Source organism: Paraburkholderia sp. NPDC080076, assembly GCF_050281145.1.
In the GTDB taxonomy this organism is placed as follows: Bacteria; Pseudomonadota; Gammaproteobacteria; order Burkholderiales; family Burkholderiaceae; genus Paraburkholderia.
Genome location: NZ_JBNNWQ010000001.1, coordinates 720,279 through 744,420, shown reverse-complemented (window position 1 = coordinate 744,420; position 24,142 = coordinate 720,279). Strand labels below are relative to the sequence as shown.

Below are 24,142 nucleotides of genomic sequence, written 5' to 3'. Positions count from 1 at the left end.
ATCGACTACCCTTCCTCGCTATATAAAACTTGCGGCACGCACCGCATTCCAGCTGCCGCGCGAATCCACCACCAATTCCTTTTTGAATTCGTTCGCGATGTATGCGCCATCGCACGGAGCGAGCACGAATCCTGAATCGGGCGACAATACGAGCATCGCAATTTCATCGACAACAGGAAAACAGATGCTTCTGTCCGAACAATGGGTACTGGTCACGGGCGGCGCTCGCGGACTCGGTGCGGCGATCACGCGCGCGCTGGTGCGCGAAGGCGCGAGCGTGGTCATGAACTACCGTAACAGCGAAACAGCGGCTCTCGCACTGAAAGAGGAATTGGGCGATCGTGTGCTGCCGCTTCGGGCGGACGTCACGGACGCGGCCGCCGTCACGCGCCTGTTTGAAAAAGCACAGGTGCAAACCGGGCAATCCATCGTGTCGGTAGTGAACAACGCGTTGGCCGACTTCCAGTTCGACGGCGACGCTCGCCCGAAAATCGACTCCATCGACTGGGCGCGTTTCCAGCAGCAACTCGACGGCTCGCTCAAAGGCGCGCTCAATACGATTCAGGCGGCGGTCGCCGGCATGCGTTCGCGAGGGTTCGGCCGCATCGTCAACGTGGGCACCAATCTGTTTCAAAACCCCGTGGTTCCCTATCACGACTACACCGCGGCCAAAGCGGCGCTGTTGTCGCTTACGCGTACCGCCGCACACGATCTCGGTCCGGACGGCATCACGGTGAACATGGTGTCGGGCGGACTGCTGCGCACCACCGACGCAAGCGCGGCCACGCCGGAATTCGTCTTCGACCTGATCGCGAGCTCCACGCCGGTGCGCCGCGTCACGACACCGGAAGAGTTCGCGGATGCCGTTCTGTTCTTCCTGTCGCCGTGGTCACGCGCGGTGACCGGCCAGAACCTGATCGTCGACGGCGGCCTCGTGAAGGGCTGAGCGGTTCGCTCACGATTCGTGCGCCTCCCATTCGCGCGAGCCAAACCAGGAAGTGTCGCTGCGCACCCACCACGCCGCGGCACAACCAACACTTCCCGTCAGCATCTTTTTCCGAAGCATTTCCACCATCCGCGGCGCCGGGACGGGCCAGCGCCACCGCCAAGGCCCGCGGACGCTTGCCGCGCGAGCTCCTGCGCACAATCGGTAAAGAACGCGGGTTTACCTTTGTTTGACTTCAGGAGGCAGACTCGTTTACTGGACGCAAAACAAGCTTTCAGAACACTTCCGATTTGCTTTGGTCAGCTGAATAGTGTTCTGCAAATCTCCACCACTATCAGGAGTTTGAGCCATGGTTAATGTGTCCAGCAGCGCCGTCGACGAATTGAAAACCGCCATGCGGGGCCAGGTTCTGCTGCCCGGCGACGCGAGCTTCGATGAAGCCCGCAGCATCTGGAACGCGATGATCGACCGGCGTCCGGCGATCATCCTGCGTTGCGCAGGCGTAGCCGACGTGCGCCGCGGCGTGGCGTTCGCGCGCGACAACGGCCTGCCGCTCGCAATTCGCGGCGGCGGCCACAATATCGGCGGCAGCGCATTGTGCAACGACGGCGTCGTGCTCGACCTGTCGCAGATGAAATCGGTGCGCATCGATCCCGCGGCCCGTCGCGCGTATGTCGAACCGGGCGCGACGCTGCGCGATTTCGATCATGAAGCGCAGGCCTTCGGACTCGCCACGCCGCTCGGCATCAACTCCACCACCGGCGTCGCGGGCCTGACGCTCGGCGGCGGCTTCGGCTGGCTGAGCCGCAGATACGGCATGACCGTGGACAATCTGGTGTCAGCCGACGTCGTCACCGCCGACGGCGAACTGGTCCACGCGAGCGCCGATTCGCACGAAGATCTGTTCTGGGCCATTCGCGGCGGCGGCGGCAATTTCGGCGTCATCACGCGATTCGAGTTCGCCCTGCATCCGGTCGGACCGCTGGTGTACGGCGGCCTCGTGGTCCTGCCGATCGACCAGGCGAGGGACGCCCTGCTCAAATACCGCGCCGCTAACGCCGGCATGCCGCAGGAACTGAGCGTGTGGGCCGTGCTGCGACTCGCGCCGCCGCTGCCGTTTCTGCCACCCGAAGTACACGGCAAGCCGGTGATCGTCTTCGCGATGTGCTATACCGGCGACGTCGAAAGCGGTCCGGCCGCGGTGGAATTCGTGCGCGCCTTTGGAACGCCGCTCGGCGAACATCTCGGCCCAATGCCGTTTGTCATGTGGCAACAGGCGTTCGACCCGCTGCTCACGCCGGGCGCGCGCAACTACTGGAAATCGCACAATCTCGACGAAATTCCGGACGGCCTCATCGACGCGCTGCTCGCCGCGATCGACAACCTGCCGTCGCCGCAATGCGAGATTTTCTTCGGACAGATCGGCGAGCAGACCCAGCGCGTTCCAGTCGAAGCCACCGCCTATTCGAGCCGCGACACGCTGTACGCGATGAACGTGCACGGCCGTTGGGACGATGCGAGCGAAGACGAGCGCTGCGTCGGCTGGGCCCGCGCATTTTTCGATGCAGCGGCGCCGTTCGCGCTCGGCAGCGTCTACGTCAACTTCATGACGGAGGAGGAAGGTGGACGCGTCGCCGATGCGTACGGGCCGAATTACGAACGCCTCGTCGGCGTAAAAAACCGCTACGATCCACGCAACCTGTTCCGTCACAACCAGAACATCCGGCCGTCGGCGTAGTCATAGACAGGCGGGGAACGGGCGCCGGGATCTCGCGCCATGTCCCCGCTAACGCGTGCCAGGGCTGCCGTGAACACGCGCGCGGCGGGGCCGGGCACGCAAAGTGCTGGTTAGCAATTGACGTACGGCGTGCCGGCGTCACGGCCCTACCGCCTCAATGGAAACGAAAAACGCCACTTCATAACGTCAATAACGCAAAAGGAAAACAATCATGCGCAGACGACAATTCATCATGACCACCAGCGCCGCGCTCGCCACCGCAGGTTTCGGCCTCGCGGGCTGCACGACGACGTCGCCGTCCTCGAGCGCATCGCCTTCGGCCAACGCCGGCAAGCGTGACAGCATCAACGCGGGAGTCGATTCCACGCTGTCGCGTCTCTACGAGAACGTCGCCGGCTCGCGTGAACTGGTGGCCAAAGCACGCGGCATTCTGGTGTTCCCGAACGTCATCTCGGCGGGCTTCTGGGTCGGCGGCCAGTACGGCGAAGGCGCGCTGCGCGTGGCCGGCCGCACGACCGGTTACTACAGCACCGTCGCGGGCTCGTTCGGTTTGCAGATCGGCGCGCAGTCGAAGGCCCTCATATTCCTGTTCATGACGCAAGATGCACTCGACAAATTCACCAGCAGCCAAGGCTGGGCTGCCGGCGCGGATGCCACCGTCGCCTTGCTGAAGATCGGCGCGAACGGCGCGGTCGACACGTCGACCGCCACGAGTCCGGTCGAAGCCTTTGTGCTGACGAACGGCGGCCTGATGGCCGGCATATCGCTCGAGGGCACCAAGGTCTCGCGTCTGATGATTTGAGTATTCGAGTCTGAACGCACACGCGCATTGCCACGCAGCCGCCTCGTCGGTTGCGTGGCATCTCCGGCTAGCATGGCCCGGCGCGGAAGCTGCCACTGCGTTGCCCGCCTCCCGGTCACCCTGACCGCAGTGCTGTAAAATCCACGCTTTTTGCAATCTTGCCCGGCCACCGCTGCGCCCCAGGCCGGGACACTCATCTGTCCGCATCCGCGCGTCTCGCATGCATACGCGCCGTTTGCCCGGACTTCCCACCTCGCAGAAGATGAACACCGCTCGTCCCACTCACGGCTGGCTCGCCACGCTGCCCGGCATCAAAAGCAATGTCCTCGCAGGACTGACTTCTTCGTTCGCGCTGGTGCCGGAATGCATCGCCTTCGCGCTGGTTGCCCATCTCAATCCGTTGATGGGCCTGTACGGCGCTTTCTTCATCTGCGCCATCACGGCGTTGTTCGGCGGACGGCCCGGCATGATTTCCGGGGCCGCCGGTTCGATGGCGGTGGTCATCGTGGCGCTCGTCGTGCAACACGGTGCGCAATATCTGCTCGCGACAGTGATCCTCAGCGGCATGCTGATGGTGCTATTCGGCGCGCTGCGACTCGGCAAACTGATCCGCATGGTCCCGCATCCGGTGATGCTCGGCTTCGTCAACGGGCTGGCGATCATCATCGCGATGGCGCAGCTCGCGCACTTCAAGCAGACCACGCCGCAAGGCGAACAATGGCTGCACGGCAGCGCGCTGCTGATGATGTGCGGACTGGTGGCGCTGACCATGGCGATCGTCTATCTGCTGCCGCGGCTCACGCGCGCGGCGCCGCCCGCGCTGGTGGCGATTGTCGGCGTGGGTCTCTTCACCCAGTTGCTGTATGTGCCGACGCGCACGCTAGGCGACATGGCGCACATTGCGGGCGGCCTGCCGAGTCTGCATATGCCGAGCGTCCCGCTGAATCTGGACACGCTGCATGTGGTGCTGCCTTACGCGGTGCTGATGGCGATCGTCGGTCTGCTGGAAACGCTGCTCACCTTCAATCTGACTGACGAGATCACCGAAACGCGCGGCCAGCCGAACCGCGAATGCCTCGCGCTCGGCGCGGCGAATATCGCCTCGGGTTTGTTCGGCGGCATGGGCGGCTGCGCCATGATCGGCCAGACCATGATCAATCTGAATTCAGGCGGCCGTTCGCGCCTGTCGGGTATCGTCAGCGGCGTGATGATCCTGATGTACATCCTGTTCCTGTCCCCGCTGATCGAGCGCATTCCGCTGGCGGCACTGGTCGGCGTGATGTTCGTGGTCGCGCAGCAAACTTTCGCATGGGGCTCGCTGCGGGTGCTGGGCAAGGTGCCGCGCAACGACGCGCTGGTGATCGTGGCGGTCACCATCATCACCGTGTTCTCCGATCTGGCGATCGCCGTGCTGTGCGGCATCGTGATCGCCGCGCTCAATTTCGCGTGGCAGCACGCTCGTGAAATTCACGCGCATGTCGAAGATCGCGCCGGCGACAAAATCTACGCGCCGCGCGGCACGCTGTTCTTCGCATCGACCACGCGTTTTCACGAGCTTTTCGACCCGGTAAAAGATCCCGAGCGCGTCACGGTCGACTGCCGCGATCTGCTGTTGGCCGATCATTCCGCGCTTGCGGCATTGCAAGGCTTGGTCGAACGTTATCGAAAAGCCGGCAAGGAACTACGTATGAAGAACTTGTCCGAGCGCAACCAGCGTTTGCTGAGCCGCGCCGGAATTGCATTTGCATGACGAATGGCAGCACGGACACCTGAAAGTTGCGCGCGCAACCTGACGAATTTCCAACGCCAATTTGCACCTGGTGCAAACACTGATCGAAGGTAATATTTCCCGAGACCTTTGGTTTTTCGTACTACAGTAGACATTCCGCGTGCAGTCTTCGGAGGCCACCGTGACAAGACGCGTATCGCTCGACGATGAAACCGAGTTTGCGATCTGGAAACGCAGAAGCGCAGCGGATGCCACGCAATCGCGCCGCGTTCTAATAGGACATCGTGACAAGGCGATCGGCGAATCGCTGGTGCTGCTGCTTTCGCTGAAGGGCTACGACGCGATCTACGCCGCCGATCTGATCAAGATGCAAAGCTTCCTGAAGTGGTGGAAGCCGCACGCGGTTTTACTCGACACACGCCTCGACTCCGTTTCCAGCTATGAATTCATGCGCACGGCGCGCGCGGAACGATCCAATGCCGACGTCCTGATGCTGGCCATGAGCAACGTCTGGCCGCTCGACCCGATCGGCCTGCTGAAAGACGCCGGCTTCGACGGCCATTGCCGGCGCCCCTGTTCGCTCTGGCGCGTGGCGGATATTCTCGAAAACCACTTCGCCCAGGCGTGAGCGGCCGGTCAGCGGCCTTCCGGCAGTGTGAACACGGCAATCGCCGCGCTGAGCTGCCCGGTCTGCGCTTTCAGCACATCCGCTGACGCGCTCGCTTCTTCCACCAACGCTGCGTTCTGCTGGGTCGTCTGATCCATGCTCGCCACCGCGATGTTGACCTGCTCGATGCCCGAGCTTTGCTCCACCGAAGCCGCGCTGATCTCGCCCATGATGTCCGTCACGCGACGCACCGCCTGCACGACTTCCTGCATGGTTTCGCCGGCGCGGCTCACGTACTGCGAGCCGCCTTCGATCTGTGCCGCGGACTCTTCGATCAGCGTCTTGATCTCCTTCGCGGCCGCCGCGCTGCGCTGCGCGAGGCTGCGCACTTCGCCCGCCACCACGGCGAATCCGCGTCCTTCCTCGCCGGCGCGCGCCGCTTCGACCGCCGCGTTCAAAGCAAGAATGTTGGTCTGAAACGCGATCCCCTCGATCACACCGATGATGTCGCCGATCCGATGCGACGACTGCGAAATGCCGCGCATCGTCTCGACCACCTGGCCGACCACTTCGCCGCCGCGCGCCGCCGTTTCCGATGCGTTATGCGCCAACTGGCTCGCCTGCTTCGCGTTGTCGGCGTTCTGCTTCACGGTCGCGGTGATCTGCTCCATGCTCGACGCGGTTTCGCCGAGCGCGGTGGCCTGCTGCTCGGTACGGCGCGACAGGTCTGCATTGCCGGCGGCGATTTCGTTGGACACCGTCGAGATCAACGTCGCGCCGCCGCGAATCTGCGCGATCGCCTGCGCGAGGCGCTGCTGCATGCGCTGCATCGCGGCCAGCAGGCTCGTTTCGTCGCCGGCTTTCGTCTCCACCGTCACGTCGAGGTCGCCGTCGGCGATACGCGCGGCGATCTGTGCCGCGTACGCCGGTTCGCCGCCGAGTTGCCGCAAAATGCTGCGCAGAATCACGCCGATCACGAGCGACACCACCAGGCACAGCAGCAACGCGGCGCCCACATACTGGATGAGCGTCGTGTAGAACGCGGCGTCGATATCGTCGGTGAATACGCCGGTGACGATCGTCCAGTCCCACGGCTTGTACAGCCGCACGTAGTTGATCTTTGGCGCCATTTCGTTGGAGCCCGGCTTCAGGAACTGCAAGTGGATGAAGCCTTCGCCTTCGCGCTGGGCCAGATCGGAGCCGTCCTTGAATACATGGCGGCCTTGCGGGTCGGTGAAGCCGCTCATGTCCTTGCCTTCGAGGTCGGCGCGCACGCCGTGCATCAGCACGCGGGCATGCGCGTCCTCGATCACGAGGTAGCCGCCTGCACCGTCGTAGCGCATGGCGCGCAGATCGGCCATCGCCGTGCGCTGCGCGTCGGCGAGCGGCATGGTGCCCGCGGCGACCAGGCCGTTATAGCGATCGAGCACGCTGTACGCCACGCTGACCACGCTCTTCAGTTCGGCCTGGCGGTCGGCGATCATCGTGTCGCGTGTTTTGAAAGCGCCCCACAGGCCGATTGCCAGAATTCCCATGCACATGACTGCTAGTGCAAGCCAAAGCCGCACCTTCAGGCGAAACCGTTCCATCTCCGTATCCCTTGTACTTGTCGTCGACGCGCCGCCTCGCGGCGGACGCCGCGGCGGTTCATGTCACTCTTTGGATTAACGGCGGAGCGGGGGAAAACTTCAGGCTTTGCCGGTCGGCTTCGGACGCCGGGCCAGGACGTGGGTGTGGCAGGCTCCGGCCAGAGCGCGAACCCGGCTGGCTCTGTTTACTAAGAGACACGCGCGCGGCGGCGCCCTTCGCCTAATTTGATGTCGAACTTGCGGATCGCGCCGAGCCTCACTCCGCCGGCAGCGTCAGCGACGCAACTTCGCAGCGCGGCCATTGACGCAACACGTCGGGCGCCAGCAACAACTTGGCGGCTCGCACGCCCGCGCCCATGACGATCTGGGTCCGCTCCATGACGGCGGCATCGACGAGAATGCGCCAGTCGTCCGGCAAGCCGAAAGCCGTGATGCCGCCGAACTCCATGCCGCTATGCTCCACCGCCGCTTCCCGCTTGGCGAACGAAAGCCGCTGCGCGCCCAGCGCCGCTTTCACCGCGCCGTTGATGTCGAGTCGCAGCGAACCCAGCGAGACCACCGCCGCGTAATGCTCGGCGCCCTCTTTCTTGTAGCGGATCACGATCGTGTTCGCACAGTCTTCCAGACCGAAACCGTAGCGCGCGCTGAATGCGGCGGTATCCGACGCGTCGTCGGTGACGGAGAAAACCGTCACGCCATGCGCCGGCAATTGCTCGACCACATGCGCAGGCAAATGCGCGCCCAGTTGTTCCGCTGCAATGACGTCCAGCCGCTGTACGAGTTCGTGCGAGTGCATAGTGGGCAAAAGTGTAGAAGGATCCCTCGGCATTCTAACGGCACTCCTCGCCCGAGGTGTGCCGCCCGGCACGCAGGCGGCGCGCGCCGGTCGCGCTTGTTATAGTGACAGGCACAAGGTTTGCGAAAGGCTTTGACGCGAAGACCGTGTCCAAGTTGCTTGGACAGTCCGCCCCCGGTCCGCACCCGCCACGTCGTCTTGCCCGCGCGGCGCCAGCACCCATTGGGAAACACGACCATGGACATCGACACGCTTTCCGCCGAGAACCTCCAACTGGTGGCCCGCAAGCAGGCCAACTGGGCCATCGGCGCCTTCAAGCAGTTCTCCGAAGACCGCTGCGCGGCGATGGCCGCCAGCATCGCCTTCTATGCCGCGTTCTCGCTCGCGCCCACGCTGGTCATGGTGATCGCCGTGGCCGGCTGGTTCTTCGGCGCCGAAGCCGCGCGCGGCGAGTTGTTCGACCACATTCACGGCTTGCTCGGCGATCAGGCCGCCGCGGGCGTGCAAACCATTGTCGAGAACGCCCATCACAGCGGCAGCGCCGGCGGCGTAGCAGCGATCATTTCGCTCGCGACACTGGTGATCGGCGCTTCGGCCACCTTCTCGTCGCTCAACAGCGCACTCAATATAGTGTGGCCGTACACGGGACCGCGCTCGTCGAGCGTGATCGCGCTGGTGCGCGTGCGCCTGATCTCGTTCGGGCTGGTGCTGGGCGTGGCGTTCCTGCTGATCGTGTCGCTGGTGCTCGATACGGTCATTACCTTCATCGGCAAATGGCTGTGGGGCGACTCGCCGTATGTCGTGATCGGCAATCTTATGCAACTCGGCGTCGGTCTGCTGGTGCTGGCGTTCGCCTTCGCCGGCTTGCTCAAGTTCCTGCCGGATGCCCGCGTGCGCTGGCGGGATGCGCTCGTCGGCGGGATAGTCGCGGCCGTGCTGTTTTCGGCGGGCAAGAAGCTGTTCGCGCTGTATCTCGCGCACGCCGGCATGGCCACCTCGTTCGGCGCAGCCGGCTCGCTCGCCGTGCTGCTGATGTGGCTGTACTTCTCCGCCGCCGTGCTGCTGCTCGGCGCGGAATTTTCGGCGGCGCGCGGGCGCATGCACGATCCGCGTGGCGGCTGGGGCATGCAGGACGACACGCCGCCCGGCAGCCGCGCCAAGCTCGCCTCGGTTCTGGCGGCATCGACGATGGCGGCGGATGCCGTGCCGCACGCCGACGCGGAACCGGACGGACGCACCGCTTTGGGCGACGCCGCGCTCGCCCCCGCGATGCGCGACGCAAAGGCGGGCGCACTCAGCGGCGCAGCGCCGGTGGGGACTTTCCGGGTGCAATCCGGACACAGGCCGTCGGCGCGAGCGACGGCGCTCAAGGTCGGCCGCACGGTCGTGCTGGCCGAAGCGCAAGCGACGCGCATCGCGGCCGTCACGCTCATCGAGGCGAGCCGCAAAGCCGTTGCGGCTGATCGCTACGTGAGGCGCCATCCGTGGACGTCGGTGCTGTTCGCGGCGACCGCCGGGCTCGCCGCGGCAATGGTCGCGCGCCGAAATACCGACGACAGCAACCACTAAATCGCAAGTTGCAACCAGGCCAGTTACCAGGGCTGCACCCGTCAGCCCGGACGGTAGCACCTGCTCACAGCGCCGAAACCCTGTCTAACCGCGTCGTCAAGCGAATCCGTCTCGATTTTTATGGAAACGCTACAAAACGGGCAGGAAACTTAGACGACTTCATTACAAACTCCATTCAAATCAGTGTCGAAAGTACACGTATTGGAGCAGTCACTGTCAACAAAACAACAATAATGCTGAGTCAATGAATAAATGTTGCGGAAACAGAAATAATCGTTAACGCGCTTTAAATACAAGGCTTTGCGTGGTTTGTCAGTTTTTGGAGACACTCTTTTTTTTCCAGTTCTTGCCAATTGACCCTCTGAGCTATTCTCCTTTCCGCAACAAAGAAACTAATCATCTGCGTGGAGAAATGGATGAAACGAATCGCACTGTCTACCCTCTCGCTGGCGCTGCTCGGCGTCACTGGCGTGGCACATGCTCAAAGCAGCGTAACTCTGTACGGCTTGATCGACGAATCGATCCAGTACGTTCACAACACGGTGGATTCCGCTGGCCAGAACAAGAACCTGGTAGCCATGTTCGCCGGCAACCTTCAAGGTGACCGTTTCGGCTTGAAGGGCACGGAAGACCTGGGCGGTGGCCTGAAGGCAATCTTCCAGTTGGAAAACGGCTTTGACGTGAACAGCGGCAAGCTGGGTCAAGGCGGCCGGATGTTCGGTCGTCAAGCGTTCGTGGGCCTGACGGGCGATCAATGGGGTACGGTCACGCTGGGTCGTCAGTACGACCCGCTGGTCGATCTGGTCCAGCCGCTGACGGCTGACAACTACTTCGGTTCCACCTTCACCACGCCGGGCGACGTCGACAACAACGACAACTCCTCGCGCACGAACAACGCCATCAAGTACACCTCGCCGGTGTGGGGCGGCTTCCAGTTCGAAGGCATGTACGCTCTGGGCGGCGTGGCTGGCGCAACGGGTTCGGGCCAAACGTGGTCGGGTGCTGCAACGTACGCAACGGGTCCGTTCAGCGTCGCTGCCGGTTACTTCCGCGCAGACAACGGCAACACGCTGGCTAGCCGCACGGCGGCAGGCTCGGTGGGCTGGAACGGCAGCACGTCGGACGGCACGTTCGACAACCAGGTCAACGGCGCATACGCCGCGGCCAAGTCGATCGGCATCGCTTCGGTCGCTTTGCAATACGTCGCAGGCCCGTTCACGGCTAACCTGCGTTACAGCAACGCACAGTACAAGCCGGATGCGAATTCGGGCTTCGGTTCGACCGAGAAGTACAACATCGGCGGCGCATACCTGGGTTACCAGGCAACGCCGGCAATGCTGGTTGGCGTGGGCTACATCTACACCAAGGCTAGCGGCGATTCGAGCGCAACGTATCACCAGGTTTCCCTGGGCGGCGACTACAACCTGTCGAAGCGCACGGACATCTACCTGGTTGGCGCATATCAGCACGCAAGCGGCCAGCAACGCACGTCGGCCGGCACGCTGGTCGATGCAGGCGCAGCAATCGGTTCGTATAGCTACAACTCGGCTTCCAGCTCGCAAGAGATGGTCAGCCTGGGCATCCGCCACAAGTTCTAATCGAACTTTGACGGACTGCTGAAGCAACACGCAGTTGAAGACCAGCCACGGGCGAGAAGCCCATGGCTGGTTTTTTTTCGTCCTGAGTTCTTTGCTTCTTCGGGACGACACAAATGAAAAAGGCCGTCAGCAAGCCTGATTCAGGCTGCCGACGACCTTTGGTGTGATGCCTCGCGCGCTCGAAGCGCCGGAGCGCTGAAGCAAGCAAGCGCGGATACGCCGCTCAGCCTACTTTCGCTGCGCCTTGCCCCGCTCAGCCTGCGCCAACGTCTGCGCGGGCTTCGCATCGAGTTCATGCTCGATGCCGTCAGCGCCCACCGGCGCGCGATGCAGCACCAGCGCCCGCTCCCGCTGTAACAGCGGCACATTCGGCGATTCCTGCCAGTCCGGATCGGGGATCTCGCCGAACACCTGGCGCAGCCGCTCGCCCCAGGTGCGGTGAATCATCTCGAAGTAGGTATTGTCGTGATCGATCGAGACGAAGCGCGTGACGCGCAGCGTGTCCTTTTGATAAACCAGCAGATCGAGCGGCAAGCCGACCGACAGGTTCGAGCGCAGCGTCGAATCCATGGAGATCAGCGCGCACTTGGCGGCTTCGTCGAGCGGCGTGGACGGCGTCAGCACGCGGTCGATGATCGGCTTGCCGTACTTGGCCTCGCCGATCTGGAAATACGGATTCACCGCCGACGCCTCGATGAAATTGCCCGCCGCGTAGATCATGAACAGGCGCGGCCGGTTGCCCGCGATCTGCCCGCCGAGAATGAAGCTGCAATTGAAGTCGACGCCGAATTCCTGCAGCGCCTCCGCCTCGCGCTGATGCACGCAACGCACCGCGCGGCCGATCACGCGGGCCGCGTCGGCCATGGTAGGCGCGCTCCAGAGCGTGGGCTGGGAAGGATCCGTGGGCTCGGACAACTCGTGCAGCACCGCCTGGGTGAGCGACAGATTGCCCGCGCCCAGCAGCGTGAGCATGCGCTCGCCCGGCAGCTCGAACACCGACATCTTGCGCGCGGTGCTGATGTGATCGACGCCCGCATTGGTGCGCGTGTCCGAGAGGAACACGAGACCGTCGTCGACGGACATCGCTACACAGTAAGTCATAAGGAAAGGTACCCGCAAAAAACAACTGAACGCCGCTATTGTAATGCGGCGCGCATGCGCCTCTGTCGTGCTTTGTTCCTGTTTATCGGCCTTTGCGGGCCTCAGCTGAATAGATATGAGGGCTGGCGCGCGCTCGCGCCTCCAGGGCCCGCTCCGCGGACCGCCCTCCTTCTGCGTCTATTGTGACAGCTGCGAGCTGACCGTAACGGACACTTTGAGCTGTTCTTCCAGCCCGCCGATACGCCGGCCGCGCACCGGAGCAGCCGCTTCATAGTCTCGCGCGACGGCGAGGCGGCAGTAGATTTCGCTGGCAAACGCGGCATGCGTGACGTCGACGGAAATCCAGCCCTTGCCTTCGAGCCACACGTCCACCCACGCATGGCTCGCGCCGTGCGTCACCTCGCCGGGTTCGATATAGCCGCTCACGTAGCGCGCCGGGATGCCGCGCGCGCGGCAGCACGCGAGCATCAGATGCGCGTGGTCCTGGCACACGCCGTTGCCGAGCGCGAGCGCCTGGGCGGCCGTGCTGGTGACTTCGGTAATGCCGGGGTTGTACTTCACGCGCTGCAGGATCTGCTCGGACAGCGCGATCAGATTCGCCGAGCTCGTCAGGTTCGGCACCGATTCGGCCAGTTCACGGACCGCGCCATCGGCCTCGGTCAGCCGCGTGGAGCAGGTGAAATGCTCGAGCGGAATCGGGCCGACTGCGTCGGGCAAATGACCGTCGATCAGCGGAATCGTGTCCACTTCGCCGGCCACGTGCAGGCGAATCTCGCTATGCGGCTTGTTGATGACCAGCGTGTGCAGCACGTTGCCGTAGGCGTCGAAGGTCGCGTCGAGCTTGCCCGGCGCGTCGATGCTCCAGCGCCGCACGACCTGCGAGGCGCCGCTCGCCGGCGTCAGACGCAATTGCTGGATCGAATAATGGACAGTCGCTTCGTAGCGATAGGACGTGTCGTGGCGGATCGTCAGGTACATAAAAGAACTCCGTCAGGCGACTGGCAACATCAGATAGGTACGCGCAACCAGATTGCCCAGCTCGAACACGCGAGCGAGGAACTGTGTCAGATAGGCGTGCAGGCCGGCTTCGAAAATCTGCCGGATGTCGGAGTACACGAGTTCGGCGCGCAGCTTGCCGGCGAACCGTTCGCACTGGTTGGAGCCCGATGTGCGCAGCATCGCCAGATTCACGCAGACGCCTTCGAGCGACGCCAGCAGCGAACGCGGCATCTGCTGATTCAGGATCATCAGTTCGACCACGCGCGCCGGCGTGACGACGTCGCGATACACCTTGCGATAGATCTCCAGCGCCGACACCGAGCTCAGAATCGAGGTCCAGTAATAAAAGTCTTCGAGCTGGCGCGCGGCGTCGCGCGAATTCGGTTCGACGTCGGCAAAGCGCACGTCGAGAATCCGCGCGGTGTTGTCGGCGCGTTCGAGGAAGGTGCCCAACTGTGTGAAGAAGAACGCGTCGTCCTGCAGCGCGGTGCCGATCGTCACGCCGCGCGACAGGTGCGAGCGGAACTTGACCCATTCGAACAACGCGCCCGGATTGCTCGCGGCCTGGCCGGACGAAGCGCGCTCATTGAATTCGAGCCACGTATCGTTGATGGTTTCCCACCACTCGGTCGTCAGCGTGCCGCGCACGGCGCGGGCATTTTCGCGCGCGGCCTGCAGACACGAATGAATACTCGACGGATTGGTCGCATCGGCCACCATGAAATCGAGCACGTGTTCGCGGGTCGGTTCGTCGTAGCGCTGCGCGAACGCGGTTTCGAGTTCGGAGATGCGCAGCACCGAGCGTTGCGCGCGCGCCTCCTGGTCCGGCGTCTGCGGCAACAGCAGCGCCTTCAGGTTGATATCGAGCATGCGGGCGGTGTTCTCCGCGCGCTCCATGTAGCGGGCCATCCAGAAAAGGTGATCGGCGGTTCGGCTTAGCATGACGGCGTTCCGTATCTGATGACGCGAGGCCTCGTCGAAGTAAAAGGCCCGCGCTGGTTATCCGTGTGCGCCGGTGGCGTGCGAGTCGCGTATCGCGTGCTGCCCCGGCGCGTTGGGTTGCAGGCGCGGTTGCGTGAAGCCTGGGCAACCGCATCGGCAACCGCGTCAGTCGACCATCCACGTATCTTTGGTCCCGCCTCCCTGCGACGAATTGACGACCAGCGATCCCTCCTGCAGGGCTACGCGCGTGAGTCCGCCGGCGACCATCGTGACGGTCTTGCCGGACAGCACGAACGGACGCAAGTCGATATGGCGCGGCGCGATGCCGGCTTCGACAAAGGTCGGACACGCGGAAAGCGCCAGCGTGGGCTGTGCGATGTACCCCGCCGGACGCGCGATCAAGCGCTCACGGAATGCTTCGATTTCGGCTTTCGTCGAAGCCGGTCCGACGAGCATGCCGTAGCCGCCCGCGCCGTGCACTTCCTTGACGACCAGCTCCGGCAAATGCGCGAGCGTGTACGCCAGATCATCCGGCTTGCGGCACTGGAACGTGGGCACGTTATTGAGGATCGGCTTCTCGCCGAGGTAAAACTCGATCATTTCCGGCACGTACGGGTAGATCGATTTGTCGTCGGCGATGCCGGTGCCCATCGCATTCGCGAGCGCCACGCGGCCGGCGCGATACGCGGTCAGGAGACCGGGCACGCCGAGCGCCGAGTCGTTACGGAAGGCAAGCGGATCGAGAAAATCGTCGTCGACGCGGCGGTAGATCACATCGACGCGCTTCGGCCCTTGGGTGGTGCGCATGAACACATAGTTGTCGTCGACGAACAAATCCTTACCTTCCACCAGTTCCACGCCCATCTGCTGCGCGAGGAAGGTGTGCTCGAAATACGCGGAGTTGTACATGCCCGGCGTCAGCACCACCACGACCGGATCGTCGACGCCTTCCGGCGCGACCGAGCGCAGCGTATCGAGCAATAGATCGGGATAATGCGCGACCGGCGCAATGCGGTTCTGCACGAACAGTTCGGGGAAAAGCCGCATCATCATCTTGCGGTTTTCGAGCATATAGGAGACGCCCGACGGCACCCGCAGGTTGTCTTCGAGCACGTAGAACTCGCCTTCGTCGCCCGCGCGCACCACGTCGACGCCGGCGATATGCGCGTAAACACCGAGCGGCACATTCACGCCCTGCATTTCAGGCCGGTATTGCGCGTTGGTATAGACCTGCTCGGCCGGCACGATACCGGCGCGCACGATATTGCGGTCGTGATAGACGTCGTGGATGAACAGATTGAGCGCCTGCACGCGCTGGCGCAAACCAGCCTCCAGCGTCTGCCATTCACCGCGCGGAATGATGCGCGGAATCAGGTCGAATGGGATCAGCCGCTCGGTGCCCGACAGGTCGCCGTTCACCGCGAAGGTGATGCCGACCCGGCGAAACAGCAGGTCGGCTTCCGCACGCTTGCGTGCGATCGCCTCGTTGCCCTGCTTCACCAGCCACCGCTCAAAGCGCGCGTAGTGTGGCCGCACGGCATCGTCATGATGACGCATCTCGTCATAGCATCGCATGTCACGCCCCGCTCTTGTTGTCGGATAGAAGGCGAATGCGCTGCGCATTCGGTGTTCGACAATCGATCAAGCAAGCGCTATGCCATTGAGCTTTTCGCGTACTAAACAGGTTGCATGCACGCGAATAGCGCATCCCGGCCGGCATGGCTTCGATGCCATCGTACTGCGGCGGCCCATGATGCGCTAGTACGGTGCATTTGCGGCACCGCGGTGCGCCGCCGGGAAATCCCTGAGCCATCCAATGAAATCGCAACCCGCACTGAGCGCGCATAAAAAATCCCCGTGGATTTGCACCCACGGGGATTCGGACAACGCGCACTGCGGATCGTCCCCAAGGGGACTTCCTTCGAAGCGTCTCAAGCGTCAACCATTGTTAGACAACGGCAACGCGTGCAACGCGATCAGCCTGCAGCTGCGTCTTTCAGCTTCTTCAGCGGACGTGCCTTGATGCGCACGCTAGCCGGCTTGGCCGGGAACCAACGCTCTTCGCCCGAGAACGGGTCTTTGCCGAAGCGCTTCTTCTTCGCCGGCACAGCTTGCACGACGATCTTCAGAAGACCCGACAGCGTGAATTCGCCAGCGCCCTTCTTGTGCACGGCGCCGAGGATCGTGTCTTCGAGCGCGGCCAGAACAGCCTTGGCGGTCTTCGGTTCCACAGCAGCGCGTTCAGCGACGTGTGCAGCCAGCGAGGCCTTCGTGAAGGTGTCCTTGATCGGCGACGGAGCGCTGGACGCCTTCACGGCGACCTTCTTAGCTGCGACGGCCTTCTTCGCAGGAACTTTCTTTGCAGCAACCTTCTTGGTCGGTACCGGGGCAGCAGCCTTCTTGGCCACCTTTTTTGCGGAAGTCGGCATGTTTCTCCTACCTGTTGTGGTCAGTGAATTGCACGAAGCGCACACGGTATGTGCACGCTTCAACGCCGGATTCTACAAGCGCTAATACGATTTGCGCGACTCTTTTATGTATAACAGCGAAGGTTTGTTGCGCGGCGCAGACTGCGCAACACATTTTGATGCTTGTTTTAGCGGGTAAACGTGCGTCGAGGGGCCTGGCAACACCAACACGTAACGTACGTTACAAGCCATTTCGATGCATGAATAACGGCACTTTCTGCGTGGACGATGACCGGTGGCTCGCTCGTCGTCGCCTTCCATGCGGCGGAAAAACACGCCCCCTGCTGCGAAAAGCGCTGCAAGGGGCGGCCAATCTCGCCCTGCGACAGAAAATCGCGGGCGGCAGTCGAAACACTTTTTTACTGCCGGCTGACGTGTTTGAGATCGTGTTCGCTCTCCTTCACGTGAGCCCAATACTCGTTTTCGTCGCGCAGCAAGCCGAGCTCGCCGTTGCGATACGCCATCGCCAACGCGAGGTTGGCTTCGGGTAACTCCGCATTGGCCGCGCGCGTGAGCCATTGCAGCGCCAACGCGTCGTTGTGCGGCAGCGTCGCGCCGAAGCGATACTCGTTGGCGAGCTGGAACTGCGCGAGCGGCAGCCCCGCTTGCGCCGCCTGTTCGAGCCAGCGAATCGCCAGGCCTGCGTCACGCGGCACGCCGTAGCCGTTGCGATAGAGCGTCGCGAGATCGTAGGCGGCCTGGGCATCGCGCGAATCATGCGATGCCGCCAGCGTCAGCCAACGGCGGCTTTCCACGTAGTCCGGCACGACGCCGGGCAAGCCGCGCAACAGCAGATGCCCGAGCGTGGCTTGCGCGCGCGGCGCGCCGTCGAGTGCGAGTTGCCGGTAAAGCTCGACGCCTTCGCGTTGCTCGTCGATCTGTGGCGAACTCACCAGCACGTCCGCGAGCGCTTCACGCGCGGCCGCGTTGCCGAACGCCGAGGTCAGCCGCAACCGCCACAGCGGCCAGGCCGCATGCGTCGCCGTGCCCTGCATCTGCCAGTCGTCGATCTGCACGTTGGACACGCGCGTGGCCGCCACCGTGGCGAGCGCCCCCGCGCAGATGGCCACGGCCGCCGCCAGCGTCAAAGAGACGCGCGCGTTCATTGGTTGAGGTTCACGGAGTAGACCGCGAGACCCTTGCCGGTACCGTCATCGGCCTGGATCTGGACGACGTTGCTGATGCCGTTGGCCTGCGCGAGCGCTGTGAGGTTCGGCGCCGACAGGAAGGTCACCGGACCGGCTGTCGACACCTTCGTGAAGCGCCAGCTACGATCGCTGCCGTTGCTCGCCGCCTTGATGGCCTGCGCTTTCTTGATGTAGGCGATCAGCACGTCGCGGCTCGCATCCGGCGACGCGTAAATCGTCTTGCTGCCGTCGAGCCCCGGAAAATTTCCGCCGCCGCTCGCGCGATAGTTGTTGGTCGCGACGATGAACGACTGCGTATCCGAGATCGCCACGCCCTGATATTTCAGGTTGCGAATCCGGCTGCCGACCGCCTGCGTCACGTCGATTTCGTAGCTGAAGTCCTTCGACGTGATCATGTCGAAGTTATAGCCGGGATACGTGCTGACGAGTGCCTGCGCCGCCGTGTTGGCCGGATCGATCGTGTTGAAGCGCTTCGCCGCGGTTTCGAGCCACGCCTTCAGATCGGCGCCCGTCACCTTCACCGCGTAGATCGTGTTCGGGTACAGGTACAGGTCGGCGGCGTTGTTGATCGCCACGTTGCCCTGCGCGACGTCGGTGAAATCGTTACCGCCGCCAAAGCCGCTCTTGAACGGCGCGCTCACCGACAGCACCGGAATGCCCGCATATTGCGGCAGATTCGCGTTGATGTAGTCCTGCGTGTAGGCCGCTTGCGCCTGGTTGACGATCTCGATGGCCGACACGTCGCCCACATCGGCAAAGTAAGTGGTCATGCGGAAATCGGTCGTGCCGATCGGCGTTTTCACATAGTTGATGGTCGCGGCGTGTTCGGCGGCGATCGCCTGCGAGACTGCCGGGTCGACCGCCACGTAGCTGTTGTCCGCGTTCTGGATCGAGCGGGCTTGCGCGGTGCTCGCGTTGCGGTCCACCGTCCACGTGCCGTTCGTGTAGTTCAGCGCGAGCTTGATCACGCCGAGATGCTTGCCCCAGAAATTCGCCATCACGGACGGCACGCCGTTGACGGTGCCCTTCACCTTGTCGACACCCGGCAGGTTGAATTGCGTGACGGTGCTGTTTTTATCGGGGAAAACCTGGTGCGAGTGGCCGATCAGCATCGCGTCGATGCCGGCCACTTTCGAGAGATAGTAGCTGCCGTTTTCCATCGACGGCGAATACGTCGAGTTGTCGAGCCCGCCATGCGACATCGCCACGATGATCTGCGCGCCCTTCGCCTTCATTTCCGGCACGTACTTCGAGGCGCTTTCCACGAGCCCTTGCGTGTAGACGTTGCCGTCGAGCCAGCGCTTGTCCCACGCCATGATGGCGGGCGGCGTAAAGCCGATCACGCCGATCTTCACCGGCGCGCTGACGGTCTTGCCGTCGGGCGTCGTGGCCGTGATCGTGCGTTCGAGGATCGTGTATGGCTTGAAGATCGGCTGCTGCGATTTCGCGCCGAGCACGTTGGAGAGCACCAGCGGAAAGTTCGGCCCCGCGCAGGCCGGCTGCGACGCGACCGGGCTCATGTTCGGCACGTCGAACGCGCTGCCGGTCACTTGCGCGAGAAACGGCAGGCCGTAGTTGAACTCGTGATTGCCGATCGTGCCCGCGTCGTACTTCAGCAGATTCATGACCTTGTAGACGCCGAGCGTGGTCTTGCAATCGACCGGCGCGACCTGCGCCTGATAGTCGGCGAGCGCGGTGCCCTGGATCGTGTCGCCGTCGTCGAGCAACAGGGTGTTGGGGAATTCCTTGCGCGCCGCCGCGATCAGCGTCGCCGTGCGCTCGAGGCCGAGCGACTTGTCTTCCGCCAGCTTGTAGTAGTCGTAGCTGAGCAGATTGGTGTGGATGTCGGTGGTCTCCAGCAAGGCGAGCGTCGCGGTCGTGCCGTTCGCCACTTGCGGCGCAGGCGTGTCGACACTGCTGCTGCATGCTGTTATACCGATCGCGCTCAGCGCACCCACGGTACCCAATGCGCCGATCGCGCCACGCGCGCGCAGCCGCTTTCCTGCCATCAAGGTCACTCGCATCCTTACCGCCCTCCGGTTTTGTTGTGTTGTCATGCCGGACCATCGGGCCGGCTTTGCATTACAAACAATTACAGAGGCGCAAGAGTACGGTGGGTTTATGACACTGATTTGTATGGCATTAGATAGCCATAAGTAATCCGCATACGAGGATCACGGGCTTACCGCGCGAGCCGCGGCAGGATGCCGGCGAGCTTCGTGAGCGCGGCGTCGATGTGCTCGACCGCGATATTGCCGTAGCCGAACATCAGGCCCGGCTGCGCCTTCGCGCGTAGATGAAACGGCGCGAGTCCATACAGGCCGATCGATGCTTCACGCGCCGCGTTCACCACCGCTTCTTCCGTCAGCGGCGCTTTCAAACGCGCCGCCATGTGGATGCCGGCCGTCGGCACGATCGGTTCGAACCAGGGCGCGAGGCCGCCGCGCAGATGGTCGAGCAGCATCTCGCGGCGCGCCGCGTAAGTCTTGTGCATGCGCCGCAGATGCTTGGCGAAATCGCCGTTGAGCATGAAGGACGCGAGCGCGGTTTGCGTGAGCGTGCAGCCGTGCCAGTCGCCGATCTGACGCGCCTTGATGAGCGCACCATAGAGCGAGGCCGGCGGCACCACATAGCCGACTCGCAGTTCAGGAAAGATCGTCTTCGAAAACGTGCCGACGTAGGCGACGAGTCCGGCGCGATCGAGGCTTTTCAGCGGCTCCATCGGCCGGCCTTCGAAACGGTACTCGCAGTCGTAGTCGTCCTCGATGATCACCGCGCCGCGTTTCTGCGCCCATTCGAGCAACTCGACGCGGCGCTCGAGGCTCATCGGCATGCCGAGCGGGAACTGATGCGAAGGCGTCACGTAGACGAGCCGCGCCTTGTCCGGCAGCTTGCTGACGATCAGGCCTTCGGCATCCACCGGCACGGGCACCACGCGCGCGCCGGTGGCCTTCAGGCACGCATGCGCCGGCGTATATCCAGGGTCCTCGATCGCCGCGACTTCGCCGGCACGCAAAGTGATGCGCGCCAGCAGATCGAGCGCGTGCTGCGCGCCTTGCGTGACGATCACGTCGTCCCAGTTGCTGGCGACGGCGCGGTTGAAGGCCAGGTAGCGCGAGATCGCGAGGCGCAGTTCCTGCTCGCCGGCCGTGTCGCGATAGATGCCGGGGCCGCGCGCTTGCGCACGCAACGCGTGATTCACGCAGCGGCGCCAGACGTCGAAGGGAAACAGCGTCTTGTCGGTCGCGCCGCCGACGAAGTCCTGCGGCGACGCCACCGAAGGCCGCGGCAACGGCAAGCTCTCGGGCATCTCCTCCCACAGCGGCTGGGCGCGCGCGGCCGCCTTCACCTTGTGCCGCTCGCGCGACGACTCCGCCGCCCGCGCATGCGCGGAGCGCTCCACCGGCAGACGCTCCAGACCATCGGCGACGAAGGTGCCCGAGCCGCCACGCGCGCTCAGATAGCCCTCGGAGAGCAGCCGCTCGAACACGTCGAGCGTGGTCTTGCGCGACACGCCCAGTTGCGTGGCGAGATCGCGCGTGGACGGCAGGCGCGTGCCGCCCGCGAGACGCCCTTCGAGAATGCCGGCGCGCAACTGCCGATAGATCTGTCCGGAGAGATCGTGATGCCCTTCGACCGCGATATGGATTTCCATCCGGCTGGCTACCTTGCGTATCCGGGAAACGGTTATTTGAAAAGACCAATGGCAACCGTTAGCTTACCTCTGCCCGTGCTATCCGATGGCCCTCAAGCGCGTGCGCGGCGGCTCCAGATACAAAAATGGCGCGCCGTGCATTGCAAGGCGCGCCATTCAAGTTTTGCCAGCGCACGCCGTGACGTGCGCCGCGTTTGGCATCCGGAACGCGATTACTCCGCCACTACCCCATTCAATGCCGCGGTTTGCCGCGCGGTCGCACGCGCCTCATCGCTGCAACGTTGATGTTCGCGCGAAAGCTTGCGCATCAACGGCAGCAGCAGAACCGCCACCAGCGCACCCACTGCCGCGAGCCAGCCGAGGCCGGTAAACAGCTTCGTATAGAGCGGCAACGATTCGAGCGGATCCATATCGCCCGCCGGCATCTGCGCGAAATTCGCGACCACGCTGCCCAGATATTGCGACACGCCGGTCGCCACGAAGTAAGCGCCCATCATGAAACCGCTCATGCGCGCCGGTACGTAGCGCGCGATCATGGCGAGTCCCAGGCCGCTCACCAGCAGTTCACCGAGCGAATACAGACCGTAGCCGCCCACCATGAACCACGACGACACGCGCCCGTTCACCGCGTACTTACCGCTCGCCGCGTAGACGAAGAAGCCGGCCGCGACCACCGCAAAACCGAACGCATACTTCACCGCCACCGGCACGTCCTTGCCGCTCTTCGCGAGCTTCGTATAAAGCAGGGCGAGCAGCGGGCTCAGCAACATGATCCAGATCGGGTTGAGCGCCTGGAACTGCGCGGCGCTCCACGTGAACAAGGTTTCGCCCAACAGCGTGAAACGCGGGTCGACGTTGCGCAGCGCGAACAGCGTAAGCGACGTCGACATCTGCACGTAGAACACGAAGAACAGGATCACTTGCGCGGTCAGGATCAGCGCGGCGACCAGCCCCGAGCGCTCCGAGCGTTCGCACTTCATCAGCATGTAGCCGAAGATCGCCAGAATCGCGACGCCCGCCGTGTATACGCAGGCCACTGCGATCGCCTTGTGCTGCAGCACGAACATGGTCGCCGCGCCGAGCGCGAGGCCACCCAGCGCAACCGCGCCGACGCGCTTCCAGCGCACCGGTTGAACGTCCGGTGCGGAGCCGATATGCGCGAGCGTGCGGAACATGATGAAGTAGTTCAGCACCGACAGCAGCATCCCCGCGCAGCAGACGGCGAAAGCCGTATGCCAGCCCCAATGGTCCTTGATCCACGGCGTGGCGAGCATCGACACCGTCGAGCCGATGTTGACCGCCATGTAGTAGATCGTGAACGCGCTGTCGATGCGCGCGTCGTCGCCTTCATAGATGCGGCGCACGAGATTCGCGGCGTTGGCCTTGAAGAGACCGTTGCCGACCACGATCACGCCGAGCGACGCGTACATATAGGCAAGCTGGTCATTGGGCAACGCCAGCATGAAATAGCCGACGGACAGTACGCCGGCGCCGAATATCATCGTGCGGCGCGCGCCGAGAATCTTATCGCCGATCCAGCCGCCGATCGACGGCGACGCATACACCAGCGCCGTGAATGCGCCCCACGTGAGGGTGGCGTGGCTGTCGGTGAATTGCAGCTTGTCGATCATGAACAGCACGAGCAGCGCGGCCATGCCGTAGTAGCCGAAACGCTCCCACATCTCGATCAGAAAGACCGTCGAAAACGAACGGGTCTGCGAGACGCGTGCGCTGGGCGGATTGGATGAATTCATCATGTACCTCTTGTTCAAACGGTTGCGGCGTCGCGCGAACTGGCCGCGCGGCGCGTGAAACGGAATCTGGAAAGACAGTCGGCGAAGCGTGCGCGTCACCGGTGCGATAGGCACCACACGGCACCGCGCGGCCACAGCGCGTAGGCGCGCTCATCCGCGCGCTAGAGCGCCAAACCAGCAGATAAACCAGGGGATGGGATCGAGGCCCGCCTCGCGAAATGCCCCGCAGGAAGTCCCCTTGAGGGAACCTGCGCCACACCGGGCTCGGACTTCGGCATGCGGAGCGGGCTCAATGATAAAGCATCGCGACGAACGGGGATTTCGAGGCCGACAGAGAGCGGCGTTGCCACGCGGTGGCAGGCGCAAAGCCCGCGGCGGGAAAAATCGGCAGTGATGGTCATGTCCTTACGCCGGCTGCCGTTCGGTTGGAACGTGCCGGACAGTGCTCCACCGCGCAGGATCGCCGCGGGCGGAATGAAAAACAGCGGCCGGGTTCGCGTGTGGTGTGCACATGCGCGCCCTTCCGCAAGCGGGGCTGATTCTGCAAACAGAAACATCCTGAGTCACTCAGGGAATTCACTGATCCGGCGTCAATAACCTGTCGTTACACGCCATACGCCTTGGCCGCAGCGGCGCTTGCCATCGAAAATAGTCTTTCGTGTCATACGTTTAATCTTCCTGATACTCATATTGCATAACCG

At 63.4% G+C, this 24,142-nt stretch carries 18 protein-coding genes; 7 read left to right on the top strand and 11 right to left on the bottom strand.

Features of this window, described 5'->3' with window-relative positions; all coding sequences use genetic code 11:
• Positions 1-184 precede the first annotated feature (184 nt).
• The 5 genes from ACQKRQ_RS03315 (at position 185) to ACQKRQ_RS03295 (ending at position 5,843) form a co-directional block, all read left to right on the top strand.
• Positions 185-946 carry a 3-oxoacyl-ACP reductase gene (locus tag ACQKRQ_RS03315; protein ID WP_427475014.1) on the top strand — a complete coding sequence of 254 codons (762 nt, stop codon included), beginning with the start codon at positions 185-187 and terminating at the stop codon, positions 944-946.
• 349 nt (positions 947-1,295) lie between these two features.
• The gene (locus tag ACQKRQ_RS03310; RefSeq protein WP_132377829.1) at positions 1,296-2,684 is read left to right on the top strand and encodes an FAD-binding oxidoreductase; all 1,389 of its coding nucleotides are present in this window, start codon (positions 1,296-1,298) and stop codon (positions 2,682-2,684) included.
• A 211-nt stretch (positions 2,685-2,895) separates the two neighbouring features.
• Positions 2,896-3,486, top strand: coding sequence for a BPSL1445 family SYLF domain-containing lipoprotein (locus ACQKRQ_RS03305; protein WP_132377831.1), 591 nt, complete (start codon positions 2,896-2,898; stop codon positions 3,484-3,486).
• A gap of 262 nt (positions 3,487-3,748) precedes the next feature.
• Positions 3,749-5,236 (top strand): SulP family inorganic anion transporter, encoded by a 1,488-nt coding sequence (locus ACQKRQ_RS03300; protein WP_427475011.1) that lies wholly within the window; start codon positions 3,749-3,751, stop codon positions 5,234-5,236.
• Positions 5,237-5,396: 160 nt separating this feature from the next.
• Positions 5,397-5,843 (top strand): histidine kinase, encoded by a 447-nt coding sequence (locus ACQKRQ_RS03295; RefSeq protein WP_427475009.1) that lies wholly within the window; start codon positions 5,397-5,399, stop codon positions 5,841-5,843.
• Between the two features lie 8 nt (positions 5,844-5,851).
• On the opposite strand, the gene ACQKRQ_RS03290 is transcribed toward ACQKRQ_RS03295, so the two are convergent.
• Together ACQKRQ_RS03290 and ACQKRQ_RS03285 are read right to left on the bottom strand one after the other, a co-directional pair.
• Positions 5,852-7,411 (bottom strand): methyl-accepting chemotaxis protein, encoded by a 1,560-nt coding sequence (locus ACQKRQ_RS03290; protein ID WP_132377835.1) that lies wholly within the window; start codon positions 7,409-7,411, stop codon positions 5,852-5,854.
• Positions 7,412-7,667: 256 nt separating this feature from the next.
• Complete coding sequence (locus tag ACQKRQ_RS03285; protein WP_408175370.1) at positions 7,668-8,207, bottom strand: YbaK/EbsC family protein; 540 nt, start codon at positions 8,205-8,207, stop codon at positions 7,668-7,670.
• A 237-nt stretch (positions 8,208-8,444) separates the two neighbouring features.
• On the opposite strand from ACQKRQ_RS03285, the gene ACQKRQ_RS03280 reads away from it, so the two are divergent.
• Positions 8,445-9,776, top strand: coding sequence for a YihY/virulence factor BrkB family protein (locus ACQKRQ_RS03280; RefSeq protein WP_427475007.1), 1,332 nt, complete (start codon positions 8,445-8,447; stop codon positions 9,774-9,776).
• Positions 9,777-10,192: 416 nt separating this feature from the next.
• The gene (locus tag ACQKRQ_RS03275) at positions 10,193-11,374 is read left to right on the top strand and encodes a porin (protein WP_132377839.1); all 1,182 of its coding nucleotides are present in this window, start codon (positions 10,193-10,195) and stop codon (positions 11,372-11,374) included.
• Between the two features lie 228 nt (positions 11,375-11,602).
• Here ACQKRQ_RS03275 and ACQKRQ_RS03270 read toward each other — a convergent pair whose 3' ends face one another.
• The 9 genes from ACQKRQ_RS03270 to ACQKRQ_RS03230 all read right to left on the bottom strand — a co-directional run bounded on the left by ACQKRQ_RS03270 (position 11,603) and on the right by ACQKRQ_RS03230 (position 23,441).
• Positions 11,603-12,475, bottom strand: a complete 873-nt coding sequence (locus tag ACQKRQ_RS03270) for a proteasome-type protease (protein ID WP_132377841.1) — start codon at positions 12,473-12,475, stop codon at positions 11,603-11,605.
• A gap of 177 nt (positions 12,476-12,652) precedes the next feature.
• The gene (locus ACQKRQ_RS03265) at positions 12,653-13,453 is read right to left on the bottom strand and encodes a transglutaminase family protein (RefSeq protein WP_427475004.1); all 801 of its coding nucleotides are present in this window, start codon (positions 13,451-13,453) and stop codon (positions 12,653-12,655) included.
• Between the two features lie 12 nt (positions 13,454-13,465).
• The gene (locus tag ACQKRQ_RS03260; protein WP_132377845.1) at positions 13,466-14,416 is read right to left on the bottom strand and encodes an alpha-E domain-containing protein; all 951 of its coding nucleotides are present in this window, start codon (positions 14,414-14,416) and stop codon (positions 13,466-13,468) included.
• 165 nt (positions 14,417-14,581) lie between these two features.
• The gene (locus ACQKRQ_RS03255; protein WP_132377847.1) at positions 14,582-15,991 is read right to left on the bottom strand and encodes a circularly permuted type 2 ATP-grasp protein; all 1,410 of its coding nucleotides are present in this window, start codon (positions 15,989-15,991) and stop codon (positions 14,582-14,584) included.
• 401 nt (positions 15,992-16,392) lie between these two features.
• Positions 16,393-16,845, bottom strand: a complete 453-nt coding sequence (locus tag ACQKRQ_RS03250) for an HU family DNA-binding protein (RefSeq protein WP_007177969.1) — start codon at positions 16,843-16,845, stop codon at positions 16,393-16,395.
• A 398-nt stretch (positions 16,846-17,243) separates the two neighbouring features.
• Positions 17,244-17,990, bottom strand: coding sequence for a tetratricopeptide repeat protein (locus tag ACQKRQ_RS03245; protein ID WP_132377849.1), 747 nt, complete (start codon positions 17,988-17,990; stop codon positions 17,244-17,246).
• A complete protein-coding gene (locus ACQKRQ_RS03240; protein ID WP_427475001.1) occupies positions 17,987-20,056 on the bottom strand; it encodes a bifunctional 2',3'-cyclic-nucleotide 2'-phosphodiesterase/3'-nucleotidase in 2,070 nt (689 codons plus the stop codon). The genes ACQKRQ_RS03245 and ACQKRQ_RS03240 overlap by 4 nt, the downstream gene beginning before the upstream one ends.
• A gap of 158 nt (positions 20,057-20,214) precedes the next feature.
• The gene (locus ACQKRQ_RS03235; protein ID WP_427474999.1) at positions 20,215-21,687 is read right to left on the bottom strand and encodes a PLP-dependent aminotransferase family protein; all 1,473 of its coding nucleotides are present in this window, start codon (positions 21,685-21,687) and stop codon (positions 20,215-20,217) included.
• 212 nt (positions 21,688-21,899) lie between these two features.
• Positions 21,900-23,441: a peptide MFS transporter gene (locus ACQKRQ_RS03230; RefSeq protein ID WP_427476066.1), complete on the bottom strand. Its 1,542-nt coding sequence runs from the start codon at positions 23,439-23,441 to the stop codon at positions 21,900-21,902.
• Between the last annotated feature and the right edge of the window lie 701 nt (positions 23,442-24,142).